Annotated in this window: 22 protein-coding genes; 7 read left to right on the forward strand and 15 right to left on the reverse strand. The window is 53.9% G+C overall.

The window, feature by feature from the left end:
• Positions 1-43 precede the first annotated feature (43 nt).
• On the forward strand, positions 44-751 hold the full coding sequence (hda, locus tag R9X49_RS01910; protein WP_015839419.1) for a DnaA inactivator Hda: 708 nt from the start codon (positions 44-46) through the stop codon (positions 749-751).
• Positions 752-828: 77 nt separating this feature from the next.
• Here the strand turns inward: hda and arsC are convergent, their stop codons facing one another.
• The 6 genes from arsC to R9X49_RS01940 all read right to left on the reverse strand — a co-directional run bounded on the left by arsC (position 829) and on the right by R9X49_RS01940 (position 5,906).
• Complete coding sequence (gene arsC / locus R9X49_RS01915) at positions 829-1,206, reverse strand: arsenate reductase (glutaredoxin) (RefSeq protein WP_319847000.1); 378 nt, start codon at positions 1,204-1,206, stop codon at positions 829-831.
• Between the two features lie 14 nt (positions 1,207-1,220).
• Positions 1,221-2,657, reverse strand: coding sequence for a M48 family metalloprotease (locus R9X49_RS01920; RefSeq protein WP_413775870.1), 1,437 nt, complete (start codon positions 2,655-2,657; stop codon positions 1,221-1,223).
• Between the two features lie 176 nt (positions 2,658-2,833).
• Positions 2,834-3,496 (reverse strand): DUF4276 family protein, encoded by a 663-nt coding sequence (locus R9X49_RS01925; protein WP_319848564.1) that lies wholly within the window; start codon positions 3,494-3,496, stop codon positions 2,834-2,836.
• Between the two features lie 8 nt (positions 3,497-3,504).
• Positions 3,505-4,596 carry an AAA family ATPase gene (locus R9X49_RS01930; protein ID WP_319847002.1) on the reverse strand — a complete coding sequence of 364 codons (1,092 nt, stop codon included), beginning with the start codon at positions 4,594-4,596 and terminating at the stop codon, positions 3,505-3,507.
• Positions 4,597-4,795: 199 nt separating this feature from the next.
• Entirely contained in the window at positions 4,796-5,263 is a 468-nt protein-coding gene (bcp, locus tag R9X49_RS01935; protein ID WP_319847003.1) for a thioredoxin-dependent thiol peroxidase, read from the reverse strand.
• Positions 5,264-5,354: 91 nt separating this feature from the next.
• Positions 5,355-5,906, reverse strand: coding sequence for a glycine cleavage system transcriptional repressor (locus tag R9X49_RS01940; protein WP_271878935.1), 552 nt, complete (start codon positions 5,904-5,906; stop codon positions 5,355-5,357).
• Positions 5,907-6,209: 303 nt separating this feature from the next.
• Here R9X49_RS01940 and dapA point away from each other — a divergent pair, with 303 nt between their 5' ends.
• The 5 genes from dapA (at position 6,210) to R9X49_RS01965 (ending at position 11,744) form a co-directional block, all read left to right on the forward strand.
• A complete protein-coding gene (dapA, locus tag R9X49_RS01945; RefSeq protein ID WP_180742319.1) occupies positions 6,210-7,088 on the forward strand; it encodes a 4-hydroxy-tetrahydrodipicolinate synthase in 879 nt (292 codons plus the stop codon).
• Positions 7,089-7,104: 16 nt separating this feature from the next.
• Positions 7,105-8,142 carry an outer membrane protein assembly factor BamC gene (gene bamC / locus R9X49_RS01950; RefSeq protein WP_319847004.1) on the forward strand — a complete coding sequence of 346 codons (1,038 nt, stop codon included), beginning with the start codon at positions 7,105-7,107 and terminating at the stop codon, positions 8,140-8,142.
• A gap of 143 nt (positions 8,143-8,285) precedes the next feature.
• Positions 8,286-8,999, forward strand: coding sequence for a phosphoribosylaminoimidazolesuccinocarboxamide synthase (gene purC / locus R9X49_RS01955; RefSeq protein ID WP_180742321.1), 714 nt, complete (start codon positions 8,286-8,288; stop codon positions 8,997-8,999).
• A 220-nt stretch (positions 9,000-9,219) separates the two neighbouring features.
• Positions 9,220-9,672, forward strand: a complete 453-nt coding sequence (locus tag R9X49_RS01960) for a DUF441 domain-containing protein (protein WP_048259229.1) — start codon at positions 9,220-9,222, stop codon at positions 9,670-9,672.
• 17 nt (positions 9,673-9,689) lie between these two features.
• Positions 9,690-11,744, forward strand: a complete 2,055-nt coding sequence (locus R9X49_RS01965) for a tRNA(Met) cytidine acetyltransferase TmcA (protein ID WP_319847005.1) — start codon at positions 9,690-9,692, stop codon at positions 11,742-11,744.
• A gap of 74 nt (positions 11,745-11,818) precedes the next feature.
• Here the strand turns inward: R9X49_RS01965 and R9X49_RS01970 are convergent, their stop codons facing one another.
• From R9X49_RS01970 to R9X49_RS02010, 9 genes are all read right to left on the reverse strand, one after another.
• A complete protein-coding gene (locus R9X49_RS01970; RefSeq protein ID WP_319847006.1) occupies positions 11,819-12,190 on the reverse strand; it encodes a hypothetical protein in 372 nt (123 codons plus the stop codon).
• Positions 12,191-12,377: 187 nt separating this feature from the next.
• Positions 12,378-13,643: a thioredoxin gene (gene trxA, locus R9X49_RS01975; protein ID WP_319847007.1), complete on the reverse strand. Its 1,266-nt coding sequence runs from the start codon at positions 13,641-13,643 to the stop codon at positions 12,378-12,380.
• A gap of 70 nt (positions 13,644-13,713) precedes the next feature.
• Complete coding sequence (gene tldD, locus R9X49_RS01980; RefSeq protein ID WP_319847008.1) at positions 13,714-15,159, reverse strand: metalloprotease TldD; 1,446 nt, start codon at positions 15,157-15,159, stop codon at positions 13,714-13,716.
• Between the two features lie 34 nt (positions 15,160-15,193).
• Positions 15,194-16,561 carry a TldD/PmbA family protein gene (locus tag R9X49_RS01985; protein ID WP_319847009.1) on the reverse strand — a complete coding sequence of 456 codons (1,368 nt, stop codon included), beginning with the start codon at positions 16,559-16,561 and terminating at the stop codon, positions 15,194-15,196.
• A gap of 142 nt (positions 16,562-16,703) precedes the next feature.
• Positions 16,704-17,126, reverse strand: a complete 423-nt coding sequence (locus tag R9X49_RS01990) for an ExbD/TolR family protein (protein WP_119873348.1) — start codon at positions 17,124-17,126, stop codon at positions 16,704-16,706.
• Between the two features lie 13 nt (positions 17,127-17,139).
• A complete protein-coding gene (locus R9X49_RS01995) occupies positions 17,140-17,880 on the reverse strand; it encodes a MotA/TolQ/ExbB proton channel family protein (protein WP_319847010.1) in 741 nt (246 codons plus the stop codon).
• A gap of 82 nt (positions 17,881-17,962) precedes the next feature.
• The gene (locus R9X49_RS02000; RefSeq protein ID WP_413775882.1) at positions 17,963-18,844 is read right to left on the reverse strand and encodes a TonB family protein; all 882 of its coding nucleotides are present in this window, start codon (positions 18,842-18,844) and stop codon (positions 17,963-17,965) included.
• A 153-nt stretch (positions 18,845-18,997) separates the two neighbouring features.
• Positions 18,998-19,963, reverse strand: a complete 966-nt coding sequence (locus tag R9X49_RS02005; RefSeq protein WP_319847012.1) for a FecR family protein — start codon at positions 19,961-19,963, stop codon at positions 18,998-19,000.
• A gap of 9 nt (positions 19,964-19,972) precedes the next feature.
• Entirely contained in the window at positions 19,973-20,494 is a 522-nt protein-coding gene (locus tag R9X49_RS02010) for a sigma-70 family RNA polymerase sigma factor (RefSeq protein ID WP_319847013.1), read from the reverse strand.
• Between the two features lie 409 nt (positions 20,495-20,903).
• On the opposite strand from R9X49_RS02010, the gene R9X49_RS02015 reads away from it, so the two are divergent.
• Positions 20,904-23,285, forward strand: a complete 2,382-nt coding sequence (locus R9X49_RS02015; protein WP_319847014.1) for a TonB-dependent siderophore receptor — start codon at positions 20,904-20,906, stop codon at positions 23,283-23,285.
• The last annotated feature ends 23 nt before the right edge of the window (positions 23,286-23,308 follow it).

The following is a 23,308-nucleotide window of genomic DNA, read 5'->3' on the forward strand; positions in this document are numbered from 1 at the left end:
TCTGTGATAAACTCGATCCGATTTCCTGCCCGTTTTGCTTGAGGTGATTCTGAACACGCCGGCACAGCTTTCATTGCCACTCTACTTACCCGATGACGAAACATTTGCCAGTTTCTATCCGGGTGAAAACGCGTCTCTTCTTGCCGCCATTAATAATGCTCTGCATCAGGAGCATGGCAGCTACATCTATTTCTGGTCACGTGAAGGGGGCGGGCGCAGCCATCTGCTGCATGCTGCCTGCGCTGAACTGTCGCGCCAGGAACGCGCGGTGGGCTATGTGCCGTTAGATAAACGCGCCTATTTTGTGCCGGACGTGCTGGAAGGCATGGAACAACTGGCGCTGGTGTGTATCGATAACATCGAATCGATTGCGGGTGATGAAGAGTGGGAAATGGCGGTGTTTAATCTGTATAACCGCATTCAGGAAACAGGACGTGCCCGGTTGTTGATTACCGGCGATCGTCCGCCGCGTCAGCTGAATTTACATCTGCCCGATCTGGCTTCTCGTCTCGATTGGGGACAAATCTACAAGCTGCAACCGCTGTCGGATGATGAGAAAGGGGAAGCGCTACAGCTGCGTGCCAGACTGCGCGGGTTCGAATTGCCGGAAGACGTGAGTCGTTTTCTGCTTAAGCGTTTGGATCGGGAAATGCGTACGTTATTTATGACGCTCGATCAGCTCGACCATGCTTCCATCACTGCACAGCGCAAGCTGACCATTCCTTTTGTGAAAGAGATCCTCGGTCTGTAGTTAGCGATCGCTGTTAAAAGATCGCCATTGAGGATCGTTCACGTCTCGCGTTTACAACTATTTTTTACCGCCATTTTTTACAACGACAGTATTTCCAGCACCTGTTCCGGCGGGCGGCCAATACGTGCCTGACCGTGTGCCACGACGATGGGGCGCTCGATGAGCTTCGGATTATCGATCATCGCCTGAATCAGCTGTGCTTCCGTCAGCGCGGCGTCGGACAGCCCCAACTGCTGATAAACCTCTTCTTTGGTTCTCATCAATTCGCGTGCGCTGTTAAAGCCCAACTGCCGGATGAGCTGAGCCAGCGTCGCGGCATCGGGCGGCGTGTCGAGATAGAGCACGACGTTGGGCGTAACATGGTGTTCCTGCAATAGCGCCAGCGTTTCGCGGCTCTTGGAGCAGCGTGGGTTATGGTAAATCGTCACGGAGGTTTGGGTTGAAGATTGTGTCATCGTCATGCTCCTTATCAGGATTTCTGGTACTGGCGGAAACGCTGTTGCAACTGACGAAGCTGGTCGATGCGGGCGTCGTAGCGCGCCTGTTCCAGACTCCCCAATTTAACCAGTGAGCTCGCGTTACTCAGTAGCCGAATAGCTTGATCGAGCTGGCCGCTGAGTGCCAGACTCTCTGCTCGTGCGGCCAGTTCTTCCGCCCGCTGTCCTTGTGCTGCTGCGGCTTGCGCCAGCAGATCCCAGCCGTTTGAATCGTCGGGGTGCGCGTAAGTATAGCGATACAGTATTTTGCTGGCAGCGGCAGGCTGTTTCCCTTCTACATAGGCATTCGCCAGATTCAACTGAAGTACCGGATTAGCCTGCGCCCCGGGGGCGTTTTGTAAGCGGCTGATCGCCTGCGTCGCGCGGTTTTGTCCCAGATCAATATCGGTCATCATATCCAGAAACCACGGGTTTTCAGGTGCGCTGCTTAGCAGTGGTTGCAGCACATTACGCGCCTCATCGTACTTCTTCGCCTGATAAAACTGAATCGCGCGGCCATATTTCGCGGCCAGTTGCTCCCGCACGTTGCCTTTTTCCCATTGCTCCAGCAGATCGTTGCTCAGCGGACGATCTGGTGAGCCATACATACCAAAGGTGCGTATTTTGGCGAACAGGAAATCCTGAGAAGACTGTACCGGCGTTGAGCGCATTTGGTTGGCGCGGTTACGGGCGTCGGACAGGCGGCTTTCCGGCAAGGGGTGAGTCAGCAACATTTCCGGTGGTTTTGACGCATAACGCGATTGATCTGCCAGTTTTTGCAGGAAATTCGGCATAGCTTGCGGATCGAACCCCGCGCGCTGCAACACCTGAATACCGATGCGGTCAGCCTCTTGTTCGTTGGACTGCGTAAAGGTAATCATCCCTTGCTGCGCACCCGCCATGGTGCCGCTGAGTGCTGCCATGCCTAACTGAGGGTTCGCCATTGCCAGCAGAATGGAGCCGAAGGCGCCAACCCAGGTGAGCGGGGCGCTGCGCTGCTGTGATTCCATGCTGCGTGCCAGATGACGCTGGGTAACGTGAGAGATTTCATGCGCCAGCACGGAGGCCAGTTCGCTTTCACTATCGGCATAGCGGAACAGCGCGGAATGCAGTACCACGTTGCCGCCAAAGAAGGCGAAGGCGTTAATGTCGTCATTGCGAATCAGGTAAAAGTGGAACGGCGTGCGTACCGAATCGGCCTGTTTGACCAATCTGTTGCCGAGCTGATTAATGTAATTGGACAGTAGCGGATCGTTGATAAGCGGCGCGCCGGCCCGTAGCTGGCGGACGTAAAAATCCCCCATAGCCAGTTCCTGATTGATACTGAGCGTGCCGCCCGCAGTGGTGCCGATATCCGGCAGCCGATCCTGCGTGTCGGCCTGAGCAGGAAGCAGGTTGCCAGCCAGTAACGCCCCTAGCAGGACAGACATGACCGTTTTTCTTAACCGAATAGACATAACGGAAGATAACCTTATCAACAGCTAACGTGAAAGCATTCTGCCAACTATCTTAGCCAGCGACGGCAGACAAAGAAATGCCCGAGCGGGAAAAACGTGGTGAAGAGGGCACTGCACGGCATAAATTTCATGGTACAACGATCAATTTATCAGGCATGGGCTGGTTTCAATGCCTCCAGACGCTGTAGCCAGCCTGCAAAGTGAGGACATTGCCGACGAATCGTATCCAACCCAATATCAGCGGCAATCAGTGGCCCATGCAGTGTCTTTTGGTATTCAGGTATCGCCGCAAGAATACGTTTTGACGGAGCCGTTTGTGGACTATTGTTAATGAATTCAGGAGAATCGAACGCAAGCTTAATATTGTTAAGTTTAATTATCGGCTTTTTGTCTTCAAGCCAATCTGCGAATTTTTCTGGGTCGCAAAATAACAACGCCTCAAATTCATGTAATAAAAAATTAGGGATAAAATTAGGCTGAGCAATATCGGCATCAAAGGCGTTTTCCAAATCCTCGATCCACGAATATATATCTTCATTAACAGATTTACCTTGCCCAACCATTGGGAAATCAGTCGGGAGGCCATAATAATCAATCAGCGTGGTTACCCAGGCTTTCTTATCTTGCTGACACAGCCTGGTTATTTGATGTTTCACTTTTCCATAGCTGACAATGCCACCTTTATGACCTCGACTGGTTTGTGCCAGAATCGCATTAAGGTAAATACCTTGCCGGACAAAGTAGGGGGCCAATGTATCGCGAACAAATGTTTCTTCCGTTTGTCCTTCCACAAAAACATTAATCCTTGTCATGGTTATCGCTATGGCCTCCCGCCAAGTATATTTTTCTTCCACAGCTCCCCTAAGCTGTAATCTTCCAGCCAGTCTTGCAGTGACTCCTGATCCAAACGTGTAAACGTGGAGGCACCAAGATGCTTATCGACGACAATCAGGTCTTCGGCTTCGAATTCATTAACCAGCTCAACAGATTGTGTTGAAACAATGAGCTGATGCTGCTTGCTCGCACTTCTGATGAGTGCGGCAAGTACGCTGATCGCATAGGGGTGCAAGCCTAATTCTGGCTCATCGATAATGATGGCGCTGGGCATATAGGTTTCTGGCTGTAGCAGCACGGTCGCGAGAATAATAAAACGCACTGTGCCATCGGACAGTTCATTGGCTTTAAACGGAATATCCTGATCTTTTTCGACCCATTCGAGCTGAATATTATCTGGGTTATCCGGTGTTGGGCGAAGATGAAAATCACCAAAGAAAGGGGCAACCATCTGAATTGTTTTCACAATACGCTGATAATGTGCAACATGATTCTTTTGCAGCTGGAATAGAAATGCGGCTAAATTGGCACCATCTTCCCGTAAATAGTCATTATCGTGAATACGGTGAATCTGTTTGACTTTGGCGCTTTCACTGGTGTCGTTTAAATGATAAATCTTCACTGTTTCTAACAGAGGAAGAATAGCATCAAGTTTATTTGTGCCATCGTGAGAGCGAAATGTCTTATGTTGAGACTCTATATGTCCTTGAGTTATCGTGGTAGCTCGGCCTTGGAGTATATCCTCAGATTCGAACATCATTCGATTATCGTTCGTTGGCACTAGGGAGAAATGGTAACTGGTTTCTGTAAAGAATACTTCTCCAGCCAGATAAGGACTCTTTTTACGGCCAAAGTGAAGTAACGCATCAGGCCCCCCGCTTTTTCCAACAAAAAGTTGCAGGCGTTGAGCAAGCAAATTTGTTATTAGGCGAAAGAAACTAATAAAGTTGGATTTTCCCGCACCATTCGCACCGATCAAAATATTTAACGTGCGCATTTCCACATCACAGTCGGCGATGGACTTATATCCTTTAATCACTATGCGGTTTAGATGATCGCTTTTGGTTACCGTTTTCATGATGATTTGATTGCCTTATTTGACTGAGTTACACGCATCTCACAATGACGTTGTATGTTGGTCTACTGTGGTATAGCAGAAAGAGAAGGTGAGGTCTTGTGCCGACTCGCTGATTTAACAAACTATTGTGAGCATTTTTCCAAAATCAGAGAAAACCGGCACGTATCACGGTGCCGGTGGAGGATTTGAAAACCGCGAATCAGGCGTTTTTCAGATAATCGAGAACGATGTCGTGGTGGTTGCTGGTTTTGAAGTCGTCAAACACCTTCTCTACCTTGCCGTTTTCATCGATCAGAAAACTGATGCGATGAATGCCATCATAGGTTTTCCCCATGAAGGTTTTTTCTCCCCAAACGCCAAATCCTTCTGATACCTGATGATCTTCATCAGAAAGCAGCGTGAAATTTAAGACTTCTTTCTCGACGAAGCGGGACAGTTTTTCTGATTTGTCCGTGCTGATACCGAGAACTTCAACGCCATGTTTTTTCAGATCGTCCATGTTATCGCGCAGACCGCAGGCTTGAACGGTGCATCCTGGCGTCATCGCTTTAGGGTAGAAATACACCAACACTTTCTGTCCCTGGAAGTCGGTTAAATTTACTTGTTCGCCATCTTGGTCGGGCAAGCTAAATTTCGGTGCTGTATCACCGGCTTTCAGTGTGTTCATCACGACTCTCCGTCTTGTTTCTCTTCATGCTGTGGATATGCCCATGCCCTTTGCAATAATAATGGCAACGTTATGCTATTGGGCCCAAATACTACTGAGCATAGTTAACGACGCTAATACTGCCTTGTGCGTTCAATTCTGTACATAGCTGATGAAAGGCTGGCTCAATAATTGAGCTATCCAGCGTGGCAGAACTGTGTGCGGCAATCTGAATATACAGCTGCGGTGGTTTGTCACCCTCGGCAGGCTGCGTTTTTGAAACCAGCTCAGCAATATTTAACTGATGAGAATCGAACAAATCGGTAAAGCGCTCGATGATGTGAGGGGAGTCGGCAACGTCAACCTTAACCCAGACGGTAGAGGGCGTCGGCTGGCTAGCCTGTGACTCTGTCCGCTTCATCACGATCAGCAAATCCATCTCTGCGCCTTTCAGCGGCAGGGTTGATTCGATCAGCGTTATCGCGTTCCAGCTACCGGACAGCAGCATAATGAAGGTGAACTCTTTGCCCAGCATCGCAAGACGGCTATCTTCGATATTGCAGCCACAGCTGCTGACGTGGCGGGTAATCGCATTGACAATACCAGGGCGATCCACCCCCAGTGCGGTAATAACCAGATAGTATTCTTGTGAGCTTGGCAACATCATGCTTCCTGTCTTTTTTCCCATTAATCACATGGTAAACATAAAAAATTGCCTGGAGCAATTTTTAACGCCGCTTGCGGCGGCCCGAAGGGTGGCGGGCAGGGATAGCCCGCCGTAAAAAACCTGGAGCAATTTTTAACTCGATTTGCTCGACCTATTTTCCCAAAACATCAGAAGCATTTTTAATTTCGTTTACTGCGTCATAAAAAAACCTGCGTCAGGCACCTACAACGCCCTTGTCCGCTTGCTTTTGCATAGAAGTCAAAAGTACCATGAAGCACTTGTTTGTGGAGGGGATGGCCAATGTTTACGGGAAGTATTGTTGCGCTGGTTACGCCGATGGACGCCAAAGGCGCCGTCGATCGGGCGAGCTTGAAAAAACTGATTGATTATCATGTCGCTAGCGGTACATCGGCGATTGTCTCTGTCGGCACGACGGGTGAATCCGCCACGCTGAGCCATGACGAACATGGCGATGTCGTGATGCTGACGCTGGAGCTGAGCGACGGACGTATTCCTGTCATCGCTGGCACCGGTGCTAACGCGACCGCCGAAGGCGTTTCACTGACCAAACGTTTTCACGGCACCGGCGTTGTTGGTTGCCTGACGGTCACGCCGTACTACAATAAACCGACGCAGGAAGGCCTGTACCAGCACTTCAAAGCGATTGCCGAGCATACCGATCTGCCGCAAATCCTGTATAACGTACCTTCCCGTACCGGCTGCGACATGCTGCCGGAAACCGTTGCCCGTTTGTCTGAAGTGAAAAATATTGTCGCAATTAAAGAAGCGACGGGGAACTTAAGTCGGGTAAGCCAGATCCAAGAGCTGGTTAGTGAAGACTTCATTTTGCTGAGCGGCGATGACGCCAGCGGTCTGGACTTTATGCAACTCGGCGGTAAAGGTGTGATTTCCGTAACGGCGAACATTGCCGCGCGTGAAATGGCGGAACTTTGCAAGCTGGCGGCGCAAGGTAATTTTGTCGAAGCGCGCCGTTTAAATCAGCGCCTGATGCCACTGCATCAGAAATTATTTGTTGAACCCAATCCTATTCCGGTGAAGTGGGCCTGTAAGGAATTGGGACTCATGGCGACCGATACGCTGCGCCTGCCAATGACACCGCTGACCGATGCCGGTCGTACGGTGATGGGGCAAGCACTTAAGCAAGCGGGTTTGCTGTAATCGTTAGGGAGATTTAATGAGTTATTCATTACAAAAGTCGATGGTGGCGAAAGTCGTTGGCATATCACTCGTGATGTTGCTTGCGGCTTGTTCCACCGATCAGCGCTATAAGCGTCAGGTGAGTGGCGATGAATCCTATCTGAAGGCACCGGCGCAACACGCGCTGAATACGCCAGCCGGGATGATTTTACCGGTGCAGAACGGGGATTATGATATACCGCCGGTTACCCTGAATGGCGCGGTCGGCAAGGAGCTGGATATTCGTCCTCCTGTGCAGCCATTGGCTTTGTTGAATGGTTCCCGCACCCAGATCTCTGGAGATACGGCAACGCTGTTGTTAGAAAACAGCGCGCAAAACAGCCAGCTCTGGTCTCAGGTTATCCGCGTGTTGCAAGACAAAGCGTTCACTATTGCCAGCCGTCAGGACGCCAGCCAAACGCTGACGACCGACTGGATCTCATGGCCGCGTGAAGATGAAGACGTACCGTATCAAGGGCGTTATCAGATTTCCGTGCAGCAGCAGGGGTATCAGGTCGCACTGATCGTGAAACTGCTGGGATTACAGCTGAACGGCCAGCCAGTGACGGCAGGCGATCAGGCTCAGCGTTACACCGGCCTGATGCTGAATGCGCTCAGTAATGGTCTGGATTCTCAGGCAACCGCGCGCGAAAATGCACTGGCAAACCGCACCATTGGTTCGCTGGATGTGCAAAGCGGGGCGGATGACACAGGCCTGCCACTGCTGATTGTACGTGGTCCGTACACGGTGGTGTGGGATCGTCTGCCAACCGCGCTGAGTAAAATCGGAATGGAAGTTAGCGATCGCAGCCGTCCGCAGGGTTCGGTTTCCGTCAAGTACAGAGCACCGAGCGGCGGAACCTGGGATGACCTGGGCGCGAAAAATCCTGAACTGCCTAACGGCGATTACAAATTGCAGGTCGGCGATTTAGATAACCGCAGCAGTCTGCAATTTATCGACTCCAAAGGGCATACGCTAACCCAGTCTCAGAACGATGCGCTGGTGGCCGTATTCCAGGCGGCGTTCAGTAAATAACGCATAAACCAAGGGTCGGATTATCCGGCCCTTCTTCATTCAACAATCTCTACCCGAATTGACGGGCGCTATCGGCAACCGTTCGGGGAAGCGTTAAATATCGGGTCGTACTTGTTGACCCTCACTGTGTGGAGTAATTAAAGATGCAAAAGCTAGCTGAGCTGTATCGTGGAAAGGCGAAAACCGTCTACACCACCGAAGATCCCGATCTACTGGTGCTGGAGTTCCGCAATGATACATCAGCAGGAGACGGTGCACGCATTGAGCAGTTTGACCGTAAAGGAATGGTGAATAACAAGTTCAACCATTTCATCATGAGCAAACTGGAAGAAGCTGGAATCCCAACGCAAATGGTGAGCCTGCTGTCTGACAATGAAGTGCTGGTGAAGAAACTGGACATGGTGCCGGTCGAGTGTGTCGTGCGCAATCGCGCGGCGGGATCGCTGGTAAAACGTCTGGGTATCGAAGAAGGCATCGAGCTGAACCCACCGTTGTTCGATCTGTTCCTGAAAAACGATGCGATGCATGACCCGATGGTGAACGAGTCTTACTGCAAGACGTTCGGCTGGGTGAACGAAGAGAATCTGGCTCGTATGAAAGAGCTGAGCTACAAGGCGAACGACGTGCTGAGCAAACTGTTTGGCGACGCCGGGCTGATTCTGGTCGATTTCAAGCTGGAGTTCGGTCTGTTCAAAGGGGAAGTCGTGCTGGGTGATGAGTTCTCACCAGACGGTAGCCGCCTGTGGGACAAAGAAACGCTGAACAAAATGGATAAAGACCGTTTCCGTCAGAGCCTCGGTGGCTTGATTGAAGCGTATGAAGAAGTTGCGCACCGTATCGGCGTAAAATTAGACTAACTGCGCAATCGTTTACGTTCAGGTCGCTGGTCGCCGCTAGGCTGACGGCCTGAATGTTTTCTCTGTTTTCCTCCCGAAAGTTGTTTTTTGATTCCTCGTCTCTGCCTGAATAATTTGCTGACCTGTCCCTGACTTCGATTCCTGTCCCTGCTCTGATTAATGCTATCATCGCGGTTTTGCTTAACGCGCAACCTGACTACTTTTCGATAGACTCGCATCCATGGCTTACTTCGATCCAACATTGTTAATTCTGCTTGTTCTGGCGGGGCTGGGTATCATCAGCCATAACATGACCGTCACGCTGGCAATTCTGGTTCTACTGGCGATACGCATCACACCGTTGAACAGCTATTTCCCATGGGTGGAAAAATACGGTTTGAGCATCGGTATCGTCGTTCTGACGATTGGCGTAATGGCGCCGATTGCCAGCGGCAAAATTACCGCCAGCGAAGTCATGCATTCCTTCCTGCATTGGAAATCTCTGCTGGCGATCCTCATTGGCGTGGCCGTGTCCTGGCTTGGCGGACGCGGTGTGTCGCTGATGAGTAATCAACCTTCCGTGGTGGCGGGGTTACTGGTGGGGACGGTCATGGGCGTGGCGCTGTTTCGCGGCGTTCCCGTCGGGCCATTGATCGCCGCCGGGCTGCTTTCCCTGCTGATCGGCAAGACCTGATTCATCCGGTGCGTGTGATGATGTTGCGTGATTTTCTCGACAGCCAGCGCCAGCAGCAGCGCTATGGCGTTCGGCGGCTGATGCTGCTGAGCGGTGAAGCGAGCTGGTGTGAAGAGCAGGCGTTGGCGCTTAGCCGCCAATCGTCCGGCGACTGGCTGTGGATCGGCGAATCCGCACCTGATTCCATTACCTCGCTGCCTGCCAGTCGAGTGCGGACGCTGCTGGGGCGGGAGTATCTCCATACGGTGTTTGATGCGCGCAAAGGTGTGGACGTTGAAGCGCTGGCGATGCTGTCAGGCACGCTACAGGCCGGTAGCTGGCTGATTATGCTGGTGCCGCCGTGGCAGATATGGCCGACCTTGCCGGATGAAGACAGCCTACGCTGGAGCGAACAAGAACAGCCTATTGCCACTCCGCACTTTATCCAACATTTTCAACGTCAGCTGTTGGCCGATGAGGACGTGGTGCTGTGGCAGCAGGGCCGGGAAGTCGTCATTCGACCACTAGCTGCGCGATCGGACTGGCAGCCTGCGAGCGGTGAACCGACCGCGCAACAGCAGAAGATTCTGTATGAGCTGAACGCCGCTGAGTCCGGCGTATTTGTCATTACTGCACCGCGCGGGCGGGGAAAATCGGCGCTGGCGGGTATGCTGACACAGCGGAGCCACAGAGACTGCTGGATCACCGCACCGTCTCGTGCGGCGGCGGCGATTCTGCAACAGCACGCACGCACCGATGCGCAGTTTTGGGCACCGGATGCGCTGCTGGCACACTGCCGGCTTCATGGCTCGCCCGATATCGACTGGTTGTTAATTGATGAAGCGGCGGCGATTCCGTCTTCCGTTCTCTCCGCGCTGTTACCCTATTTTTCCCGCATTCTGATGACTACGACGGTACAGGGATATGAAGGTACCGGACGGGGATTTCTGCTGAAATTTTGTGCGACGCTGCCGCAGTGGCGGGCGTTTACGCTGGACGATCCTCTGCGCTGGGCCGCTAACGATCCGCTGGAGCGGGTGTTGGATCGGGCATTGCTCTTCAACGAGCCCGACGTGTTTTATTCCACACCGCAGGTCGCCCTACCTATTTCCTCCTCGGCGCTGGAAAGCCGCACCGAACGCGCCGACGACTGGTTAACGCACCCTGAGCGTCTGGCAGGGTGTTACGCGCTATTGTGCAGCGCGCATTACCGTACTTCGCCGCTGGATTTGCGCCGCCTGATGGATGCGCCGGGCATGCAGATTGCCAGTGCACAGGTGGCGGGCAATATGTGCGGCGTACTGTGGATGGTGGAGGAAGGCGATCTATCAGCGTCATTGGCTCATGAAGTGTGGGCTGGGCGGCGGCGCCCGCGGGGTAATCTGGTGGCACAGTCGCTGGCGGCACACGCCGGGCTGTGGCATGCGCCAACGCTGCGTGCGCGTCGCGTGAGCCGGATTGCGGTGACATCGTCATCTCGCCGGCAGGGGATTGGCCGGGCGCTCATTGCAGAGCAGACGCGTGAGGCACAACGACAGGCGCTGGATTACCTGTCCGTTAGCTTCGGCTATCAGCCAGACCTGTGGGCGTTCTGGCAGTCGTGTGGGTTTCAACTGGTACGCATTGGCAGCCATCTTGAGGCCAGCAGCGGCTGTTACAGCGCGATGGCGATACTTCCGCTGAGCGAAGCGGGGCATCAACTAGTGCAGCAGGGGACGCAGCAATTGGCGCGGGACTGGCGCTGGTTACAACGTTTGATTCCGCTGAACCTTGCGCTGCCGCAGACAGGAAGCGTTGAATTGAATGAAGACGACTGGCGTGAACTGGCGGGGTTTGCGTTTGCGCATCGACCGATGGAAGCCAGCTTCGCCGCGCTTTGCCGCCTGTTGATTCACACCGTATTGCCGTTGCCTGCGCTACGCCTGCTGGCGGAAAAGCCGGGAGAAGGGGAACCGATAGCGATGGCGCTGGGGCTGACCGGCAGGAGAGCGCTCCTGAAACGCTGGCGCGAAGAGGCGGCTGCTGCGCTACTCGAACTCGATGTACTCCGGTGTGAACACTGGCGAAGAGTCACAATAGTAGGCGATGATTGACGGATGCGGCGTCATTGAAGACTACAGAACGCGCAAATCGCACAGGCACATCGAATAGGGACATTGAAATTGGATTACTGTGTCTCTAACAGTCGGAAAATCAGCGGGGTTTTCCCCTGTTTGTCAGAATAGTCGGCAATTAATGTGAGCTCGGTTTTCCGCTTGCCAGACCAGAGCTGACATTCGACTCTCTTTCGTTGAGGAGTGTCGTCCATCGCATAGCTGCATAAGGGCATTCTGCCCGTTCTGTCGGGTGTAAAGGCAACATCCTGAGGTGGAATCGCTAAATCTGCCAGATTTTCCCCAGCGTTATCCAGTTCCTCAATAATCTCTTCGTAAATCGCGAGACTCACGCCAAAATCCAATAACGTAACGGGATCGCCATCTTGAATGCCCCTTAACAGATCGCCCGCGAGCCGATAAATATCATCTCTGTCATCCGTCATCTCTGATGTCCTTATTTTCGCAACAGTCCGACTTTGCACCATCGGGTTCGAGCGGCGAATTCTAGCAGGCTTTGCCCGTTATCGCTTGAGATGCTGCCAGAGATTGCTTCTGAAATGCTGGCGGTAGTGGGGAGGAATACTGGTCAAACGATTGATGCGTCTCATCCTTGAGACGCAGGCTACGGCGTTAGTCTAACTGGAGTTTGAAAGCAGGCGCGCGGCGCAGCAATTCCCACAGCGTTTCTTGCAAGCGGATTGTCTGCTGCTCTAACAACTGCGGATAGCGCTGATAAAATGCGTCCTCTTTCGCTGAAAAATCCGGGTTCTCCTGAAGCCATTGTTCACGTAGCGCAGTAATTTGCTCATCCGTGAGTTGCTTGTTGGGTGTTGCTTCTTCCTGTTTCTTAAACCAGCGGAAGCGTTCGTCAGGCGTTGCCCGTTCTTCTCTGCTCCATCCATCGTCAATTTGCAGGATCTGCGCCAGCGCGAAGCCGAGAGTAGTGCTCACGCCTCGCCAGCTATTCGCGTCGGACGCGGCAGGCGGCGGTGATAGGCTGGCAATGATTGACGCTATATTTTTTTCCAGACCAAGTTCGCCAGAGGCTTTCTCCTCCCAGTTGATCGCCTGCTGATGCAGCGTCGTCCATTCGCTTTCCGCTACGGTTTTACCCGCCAACAACCGCGAAATCGCGCTAATCCACTGTTGGCGCAGGCTGTCTACCGTGCTATCTGCCAGCCAGTCTGACCACGGATTGCCCGTATCATCTAACCACTGCTGTACCCATTGCAGTGCAACGCCGTCTACGGCTTTTCCGGGAGTGATGGCGGCAAAGAGAGCGTCAACCTGTGCTGGCGTGGTAGTCGGCAGCTTTTCCAGCAGCAGGCCGAGTGCGGCTGGCAGCCCGCTGACGCGTTCAAAAATGTGAATGTCAGCACTGTGCGCCAGCACCGCAGAGACCGAGCCCTTATTGTCCTGCCAGTAAGGGGAAAAGGCGTGTTCAACATCGCCGTTTGCCGCATGCTGACGTAGCCGATGGTGGAGAAAATCGTGTAGCGACGCATCGCCATAGAACGCTCCCCACGTCACGCGGGTGTCTGCCAGCGGCTGAGCGGTGTTCTGTATCGTAATCTGGTGTGATTCCAGCCAGCCGCGTAGCTGCGCCAGCGTTTTTACGCCGATTTGCCGAGAGATTTCCTGCCCGTTTTTAAACAGCAGCAGCGTTGGAATGCCGCGAACGCCAAAACGTTGCATCAATGCCGGATATTGCTCCACATCCAGCTTGGCAACGGTCAGATTATCTGGCGTGTTATCCGCGATGGTATCCAGCAGCGGTGCCAGTGTTTTACACGGCTGGCACCAGGGGGCCCACAGGTCAAGCAGAATGGGCTTGTCGTTATGATTGAGTAATTCCTCCAGCGAGGTATCGCTAGCAGTGATAATGGCGTCGGACATGGTGTCTCCATTCAGAGAAAGGTCGTAAGTAAATAAACAAGGCGCGAGCTATGGACCGTGACGACACGGCTTATTGCGAGCCGCCTACGGTCATGTTGTCGATGCGAAGCGTTGGCTGGCCGACGCTGACGGGCAGGGATTGACCTTCCTTGGTACACGCAATATTGCCGTCATCCAGCGCCAGATCGTTGCCCACCATGGCGACGTGCAGCAACGCTTCTGGTCCGTGACCAATCAGCGTCGCGCCCTTCACCGGACGGGTGACGCGCCCGTTTTCAATCAGGTAGGCTTCCGTGGTGGAGAAGACATACTTCCCGCTGCTGATATCCACCTGCCCGCCGCCGAAGCCGACGGCATAGAGCCCGTTTTTGACAGACGCTATCACTTCTTCGGCGGGGTACTGTCCTGCCAGCATGTAGGTATTGGTCATACGCGGCAGCGGCAGCGTGGAGTAGGACGCCCGACGTGCGTTGCCCGTTAGCGCGGTATTCATCAATCTGGCGTTGAGACTGTCCTGCAAATAGCCACGCAGGATGCCGTTCTCGATGAGCGTCGTACACTGTGACGGCGTACCTTCATCGTCCACATGCAGTGAGCCCCGACGATTCGCGAGCGTACCGTCATCTACGACGGTAATACCCGGCGCGGCAACCCGTTCACCCAATAAACTGGAAAATGCGGAACTGCCTTTCCGGTTAAAGTCACCCTCCAGCCCGTGTCCGATGGCTTCATGCAGTAAAATACCGGGTGAGCCTGCACCGAGAATCACGCTGTAGGTGCCTGCGGGAAGCGGGCTGGCATCCAGATTATTCAACGCCTGATCGACTGCCTGATTAACCCAGTGGCTGACCGTTTCTTCGGTAAAAAATCCATAATCGAGCCGCCGTCCGCCACCGCTGGAGCCATTCTCACGGCGACCCTGTTGCTCGACCACGACGTTGATGACCAGATTCACCAGCGGGCGAACGTCGGCGGCGAGTTGGCCGTCATGTCGGGCGATGAGAATGGTTTCATGCGAGGCGTTCAGATAAGCCGTGACCTGCGTGACCCGCGGATCGCGGGCGCGAGCCTGACGATCGATAGCCAATAACAGCTGGCGTTTATATTCTTCTGTGACGGCAAGCAAAGGGTTGTCTGCCGGATAGAGCGTCGTGGCGCTTGGCGGTAGCGATGCGGGTAACGCCACGCTGGCGCTCTGTCCCTGACGGCTGATTTCTCTTACGGTACTGGCGGCCTGAAGAATGGCCTGCGGGCGCAGGTCGTTGGTGTAGGAGAATGCGGTTTTCTCACCGCTGACGGCGCGGACGCCAACGCCCTGATCGCGGCTAAACCCCGTCGGGCGTACAATGCCGTTTTCTACCTGCCAACCTTCCTGTTGGCGGCGCTGAAAATAGAGATCGGCATAGTCCACCTGACGCTGCATGATGTGGTTTAGCGCATGCGATATTTCCGCCGTTTCCAGCGAAAATGCCGATAGCACCGGTGAAACTGATGTCGTGGTGGCGTGTATTGCCATGATGGTGATCCTGTATCTGTGACGCGATGGGGGATTACTGCCCGGCGATCTGCATCTCTTCAATCAATAGGGAACCGCAGGAGAGATTGCCCTGCGTGTGGATGTCCGCGCCGAGCGCCACGCATTGCAGGAGCAACGTTTTCAGGTTACCTGCAATGGTGATCTCTTCGACCGGATACTGAATGTCGCCGTTTTCGACCCAAAAGCCTGCCACGCCTTGAGAATAGTCGCCCGTCATGGGGTTCAGCCCGTGCCCCAGCAGCGTGGTAACCAGCAGCCCTGTGTGCATACGGCGCAGTAGCGCTGGCAAGTCATCCTCGGTGTGCTTCTGGCTGCTGCTAACGCTCAGGTTATAAGCCCCACCGGCGTGTCCAGTCGTGGTTAGCCCTAATCGTCGGGCGCTGTAGCTTGAGAGAAAATAGCCTTGTGCGATGCCGTCGTGGATGACATGGCGCGGAACTGCGGCGACGCCTTCGGTATCAAAACAGGCGCTGGCCAGTGCGCCAGGAATAAACGGGTTTTCATACAGGCTAAGGTGTGGAGCGGTGATGGTTTCACCGAGGCACTTCCCCAGAAATGACGTGGAACGATAGAGCGCCGCGCCGCTTAGAGCGTTGACCAGATGATGGATTAAGCTGTGGGCTACGGGGGCTTCAAATACCACCGGGCAGCGGCGGGTTGACAGCTTTCGCGCGCCTAACTGCGCGGTTGCGCGTTGGGCTGCGGTTTGTCCGATCGCTTCCGGCGCGGCCAGTCGTGAAGGTGAACGACCGACGGTGTGCCAAAAACCTTGCTGACGCTGCGTGGCGTTACGGGCAATCGCATGGCTCCACAGCGTGTGCAGCGATGTCGGGTAGCCTGCGGAAAAGCCAGCGGAGTTCGCCAGAATAAAATCACCCTGCTGTGAGGTGATTTCGGTACTCTCACTGTAGCCATGCTCGTGTGTGCTATTGGCGGCCTGTTCGGCGCGTAGCGCCAGCGACAGTGCTTGTTCAACGGTCAGCGTATCGGCGTTATGTAAAGCAAGGTCGTAAATATCACGAGCGAAATGCTGTGGTTCCGGCAGGCCGCTACAGGGATCTTCATCTGCGTATTTAGCCAGGGTGCTGGCGGCATCAACGGCATCCTGTAAGGCTTCGCGGCTAAATAAGGTGGAGGAAACGCTCCCTGCCCGCTGGCCGAAGTAGACCGTGACGGACAGAAAGCGACTTTGGTTTTGCGTCAGCGTATCAATATCGCCGTTCCTGACGCGGATCGTTCGGCGGTTTCCTTGCGAGACGCTAACAACCGCCTGACTCGCGCCTTTAGCGGCCGCGAAGTTCAGTACGTCTGCGGCCAGCGACTGGAGCGTCTCGGCTTGCGGCGTAGCAAGAACGGGGGATTCATCAAGAGAAGGCATCATTGGTATCCATGTGTGGCAGTGTTCTACCATGATGTGCAACGAGAAAAGAAAAGCGTCAGCGTGCGGTGAAACTTTTTTATATGACACGGCTTTTTATGGGCTGATGCTGGCGATGGAACCAGCACCAGTACGGAAGGGGAGATCAGGGGGCTTTGACGGGTTGCAGGACGAAATCGATTTTGCTCAGGCCGCGCTGTTGGGCGCTGGTCATGACATACGCCACCCGACCATATTCGACGGCCTGATCGGCAAACAGCCGTATATTCGGGTGAGTGCCTTCTGCTGAAGCGGCATCGAGTTTGGCGATCAGTTGCGCATCATCAATCGCTTCTTTGTTCCAGTTAATCTGCCCGGTCGCGGTAATGGCGATATCCACCGCCTGCGGATCTTTCTTGATTTTCTCGACGCTGGCGCGCGGCAGCTCCACTTTGACGGCGTGGTTAATCACTGGCAGGGTAATCATAAACACGATCAGCAGCACCAACATGACGTCGATAAACGGCGTCATGTTGATATCGTTAAGCAGCGCGTCGTCCTGACTTTCAAACGGGGATGACATACTCATGGTGGTGTTCCTCTTAGGCGGAGCGCTCAACGGGGTGAGTGGCTTCATACCGCGCGGTGCTATTCAGGTCGGTCAGACTGGTATCGACGCGTGCGCCCGTCAGCAGGTAGGCGTGGAGATCGTGCGCAAAGCGGTTCATAGCATGTAGCACGATGCGGTTGCGGCGGTTGATGGCGTTAAACCCTAATACGGCGGGGATCGCCACAAACAGACCAAATGCCGTCATGATCAGCGCTTCGCCGACCGGGCCTGCCACCTGCGCCAGATCGGGCTGGCCGATGGTGCTGATCGTTTGCAGGGCGTGGAAAATCCCCCATACGGTGCCCAGCAGGCCGATAAACGGCGCGGTGCTGCCGATGGATGCCAGCGTTCCGAGGCCGGATTGCAGCTTCCCGGCGTTGGTGTCCAGCGTGTTGCTCAGGCCGCGCACCAGCCAGTCGCTGAGATCGACATGTCCGCCCAGCGTGGAAGAAAACTTGTGCGGGTGTTTCAGCAACGCATGTCCTTCGATCACCAGATCGCGGAACGGGTTAAAACGCTGTTTGCCAAATCTTTCGACGCTTTCTTGCAGATTGGTCGCCTGCCAAAAGGTATTGCGGCTGTATTGCATGCTCTTGTTCAATGCGAGCAACTGACGCACCTTGAGCAGCATGACCGTCCATGACAGCAGCGACATGATCAGCAGAATGATGGCTACCGAGTGGGTAACCACATCGCCCTGCTGCCAAAAATGGTAGATATCTAACGTGTTCATGTGTGACCTCTTATGCAATAACTTGATTCGGGCGTAGTTTGCGAAACGGCGGATACGCTATTTCAACGCCGCTGCGTTTTTATTAGCGACTCAGCCGGAAATTAACGGGCTGAATCGTCATAACGGTAATGGCCTGCCCATTTTCACGGTAAGGCGTACAGCGCGCCTGTGCCACGGCGTCAACGGCGGCCTGATCGAGTGCGTCATAGCCGCTGCTGCGGGCAATGTCGTGCCGGATCAAACGTCCTTCCGGGTTAATTACCAGACGAACCAGCACGTCACCTTCCTGCTGGAGACGCTTGGCGCGGCGAGGATAGTCTGGCTGTGGGACGACACAGCCAACGGAGGCGACCTGCTTGGGCTGCGCGCCAGGGCTGTTCTGCATCAAATTACCTTTGCTGGACGTGGTGAGCGGCCCGGCCGTCGTCTCTGGTGCGATGGGGGGCGCTTCCGCTGAGGTACGCGCGGCGGGCTGACGCTCGGCGATGGCTTTAGGTCGGACGGGCTGCGGTTTTACCACGGGCTTCACCGGCGGCTGGTGAACTTCTTTTTTGACTGGCGGGGGCGGCGTCTGCTGCTCCTCGACGACGGATTTTTCAGGAACCGGTGCAATTTCACGTTCCCCTTGTTCTGACGTCAGGACGGGCGGTTCCGGCGACGGTTCGGGAATCGGCTCAGGTTCTGGCGCTTCCACCATGGAGGCCTGAATGCTTACGCTGGCTGCCGGATTAAGCAGATTGATCGGTGTGTATTCGGTAGTACGTGTGATAAGCAGCGCTGCGACTCCCGCGTGGATCAGCGCGACGGTCAGAAAGCTGAGCGCTATCTTCCCCATTTCTCCCCGGACGGGCGCAACCGCTGTCATACTGCGCGCTGGTTGTGCGGGGACGGCATCACGCCGTGCGGTAGGAACCGCATCAACGCGTGCGTTTAACGAAAGGTGTTGCACGGATGCCTGTTGCACGTTTTCCTCTACTGTTCTTGCTGACTGTGTCGGACGTTTCATCCAGCCCTGAACACGGAACGATGATGACCTCTATTAACGATGTGCAACGAGGCGGAAAAAGTGTCACCACGCGCGTGAAATTTTTTATCCATCCTCTTTTGTTAATGAGGGTCAGGTCTTGGCGGCGCGAATGTGTATCCAGTAATCGGTGGTATGCACAATGGCGATGGGCATGGTTTGCGCCAGCGAATCCAGCGTGTAATTCAGGTTGTCTAGCGGGAAATTGCCGCTAACGCGTAAATCGGCGATGGCAGGATCCAGCCGGATGATGCCAGGGGTGTAATCACGCAGTGCGCTGATGACGGAAGCCAGCGAACGATCGCGCACTTCCAGACGACCGTGTAACCAGTCTGTTTCTGATTCCGGTGTAACGGCGACCTGATAGAGTGTGGAACGATCGAACCACACGCCCTGACCGGCGTGGAGGCGCAGGCTTTGCCCGGCGTGGTTGGTAATTTTGGCGATGTTATCCAGCACACCGACATGGATACCACCGCTTTCATGGCGCACATTTATCGTGGACTGAAGCGCGACGATATCGCCCATACCGGTGGCGATCACAAAGGGGCGCTGCGTATCTGGCTGAATCTTGGCGAAGAGACCGCCGTTATGCAGAGCAACCTGACGTACTGGCGTCTCTGGACGCACGTTGATATCGACAGCGGTACGCGCATTTAACATGAGCATACTGCCGTCGCTGAGTGGAACCTGCTGGCGCTGTGCCGTTGCGGTCTTTACGTCGGACACCAGCGGCGACAGTGGGTAATGCTGATTAAGCAGCAGGCTGCTTAGCGACGCAACGGCAACCATCCCCAGCCCGTATTGCAGGACTTTCCGTCGGCTTGATGGCGCCAGCAGCGCCTGACGAATCGGTTCGTGAGGCAGCGCGGCGAGGAGCGGCTGAAATTTTCCCAGCGTGCGCTCAATGCGTTGGCAGGCTCGCTCGTGCAGCGGATTTTCGTATCGCCAGCGGCGGTACTCATCGTAATCGGTCTGGGTTGCTTCACCAGAACGCAGCAGCACCATCCATTCAATGGCCTCTTCGGCAATCGGGTCATCCATGTGTTGTCTTGCCATGCGGTTCACCTATACGTCACTGCTGTCCTGCGTGGCCAGATAGCAGTTGGTCAGCGCTTTGGCGATATATTTTCTCACCATACTGGCGGAGACATTGAGTTGTACGGCGATGTCGGCGTAGGTCATGCCATCAAGCTGGCTGAGCAGAAAGGCCTGCCGTGCTTTGGTGGATAAACCATCCAACGCCTGATCGATGGTGAGCAGCGCTTCCATCAACAGCTGTTGCTCCTCTGGTGACGGATGATGATATTCCGGTTTACTCGCCAGTGCCGTGAGATAGGCTTTTTCCAGATCGCGCCGACGCCAGTTTTCATACAGGACGCGTTTAGCGAGCGTGGTGAGCATCGCACGCGGTTCCTGTACGTTGGCAAGGTTTGGCAGAGAGGCTAAGCGTAAAAACGCCTCTGAGGCGACATCCTCAGCTTCACAGCCGTAGGCAATACGGCGGCGTAATTTTTCCGTTAACCAGCGGTAATCGCTGCGAAATATGAGCGACAGTAAGTCGGGTTTCTTAACAGCCTCTGTGTACATGGGCATCCTTAAATAGCGTAAATCACAACAATGCTTGAGCCGGGATACCCCCAGGGCCGCAGAACAAAAGGAACGATGCGTCCTGTGCTGTTTTTAAGTCAAAATGTGAAGGAGTCAAACCACCTTTTTTTTCTATGGTTAGTTAGAAATGTTCTGTTACTGCCTGAAATGGATAAATGGCTATTTCCAGATATTTCTGCAAAGGAAATAAAAAGAAGGTGCGGAAGAGAGACGTATTGCCTGTATTAAAAACACCAAGAAAAAGTGTTTTCCAAATCAAGATGTTCACTATCGTGAAAAAATAATTACAGGAAAATATGACTTTCCGCTGTCACTTTTTCATCGTCATTGCACAACTCATACGAAGACCAATAAAAACCGATTTGTTGAAGCAATTGACGAGGGAAAAATGAAAAAACGTAATGCTGCCTCTCCCGCTCTGGGGTTGAGTTTTAAGAAGCGCTTATTTTTCACGAATATGCTGGCGATGAATTCTGCGCTATTCATGGGGGCGACGGCCGTTCCTGTTAGCGTCTACGCCGCCGGTGAAAATGACACGATCGCTTTTGCTATTCCGGCGGGCGATCTGCAAAAAGGCTTATTGGCTATCGCCAACCAAAGCAAACAAACGCTCTCTTTTAATCCTGCGCTGGTGGCGAACTACCAGAGTGCGGCGCTGAATGGTAATTATTCGACGCGCCAGGCGATTCTGCGTTTATTACAAGGCACACCGTTATTACTGACGACGACGGATAACGGCACGCTGACCATTGTTTCTTCTCGCGCCAATGATGCCGAAGTGGCGCAGGCCAGCGACAAAACGCTGCCCGCGATTACAGTCAGTGCGGGGAGTGAAGATGAAACAGTGTTGAACCCTGGCACGTCGTCTTCGGCATTACGCACCAGCACCTCGCTGCAACAAACGGCGCAGTCGGTGCAGGTGATCAGTAATAAGCTGATTAACGCCCGTCAGGCAACGTCGCTGGAAGATGCGTTAAAAAACTCAGGTAGCGTGGTCACCATTCAGTCAAACCGTGGCACGCCTACGTACTGGATGCGCGGCTATGCTGTGACGTCCGGTGCGACGGACGGCTTGTCGGGATCCAGCAATGCGGGTATCGGCCAGGGGACGGCGATTGAAGGCATCGAACGGGTAGAAGTGCTGAAAGGGCCGCAGTCGGTGCTGGCGGGGAGCAGTTCCGCCGCAGGAACCATTAACGTCGTGCGTAAAAAACCGGTCACTGAACCATTACATGTCCTCAAAGTAGAAGCGGCGCGCTACGGTGAATTTAAAACGGCGATCGATCTGGGCGGGGCGCTGACGGATGACAAAGCGTTCAGCTACCGTTTGAACGCCTCCACCATGAAATCTCAGCACTCCTTTCCTGATTACAACGGTAATCACGGCGATTATTTAGCGCCAGCCCTGACCTGGAAAAATGATAATACGCGGATTACCGTCGGCGCCGAAGTCAATCAGGCGCGGAAGTCGGGGCCTGCGGGGACGATTTACGCCAACGGGAGAATACAGAAACTGCCGGAATATCGTCTGGGGGACAAAGACGATCATAACAAGATGAAAACGACGAATGCGTATTATGAGCTGGAGCAAAAACTCGTCAACGACTGGACATTCAACAGTAAAGCCGGTTTCCAGAGTACATATTCACAGATGAAGATGAACGAAACGCTGGATATCGCGGCGAATGGCGACAAAATCAGCCATCCGCTGGCTTACAAATCGACCAATCAGACGTGGAGCCAGCAAAACGATATTCGTGGAAAAATCGAAACCGGACCTGTCACGCAGACGCTGCTGTTCGGTCATGACTATAAGCATGAACGTTATGCCAGCTATGACGGTAACTTCATTCTGATGACCAATGGTAATGTCTATAATCCGGATTCATTAGTCTTCCCTAACATCGGTGAACCAAACAGCCGGACGTACACCTCCAAGCTGATTCAAAGCGGTTTCTTGTTCCAGGATCAAATCGACGTCTTTGACCGCCTGCATTTCCAACTGGCTGTTAAACGTTCGACGTGGAACAACAGCTATCTGGTGGGATCGCGAGCTTCGACGTATACCGCGACCAAGTGGATTCCCAATTATGGTGTCAGCTTCGACATCACACCGGACGTCACGATTTACGCCAACTTGCTGAATAGCTTTAGCGGCAGTGCGCAGATCTCACGTTCAGGTGTTCAGCTCCCGCCGACGACGGGACAATCGAAAGAAGCGGGGCTGAAGTTTAACCTGCTTGATGACAACCTTACGCTGACGACCGCGCTGTTCAGCATTGAACAGAAAAACCTGACGGTGAGCGATAGCAACGGTTTCCCTATCGCGACAACGGGGAGAAAGAGCGAAGGCTTTGACGTTGACCTGAACGGTTCTCTGTTGCCGGGATGGGATGTGACGGCGAGCTATACCTATTCCGAAAACAAAGATCCGACCACGATTCGTTCCAGCAGCACGAATACGCCACGTCACTCGCTGAACGCATGGACATCCTATGAAATACAGTCTGGTCGCTATCAAGGGGCAGGGGCTTCCGTTGGGGTGAACGGCACGTCAGATACGCAAAATGGCAGAAGAAATGAGAGCTTCAGGGTTGGTAGCCAATACTCAACCGATGCATCGCTGTTCTATCGTCAGCCTGACTGGTCGCTTACGCTGGGGGTGAATAACGTCTTCGATCGCGATATCTACTACACCAGCACCACGCCGCTGTATATCGGGGTGAAAGAAGGCCGGACCTGGCGTCTCACTGGGACGTATTCGTTCTGATAATCCGTTCAACGAATAACGAG

Source organism: Pectobacterium carotovorum, assembly GCF_033898505.1.
In the GTDB taxonomy this organism is placed as follows: domain Bacteria; phylum Pseudomonadota; class Gammaproteobacteria; order Enterobacterales; family Enterobacteriaceae; genus Pectobacterium; species Pectobacterium carotovorum_J.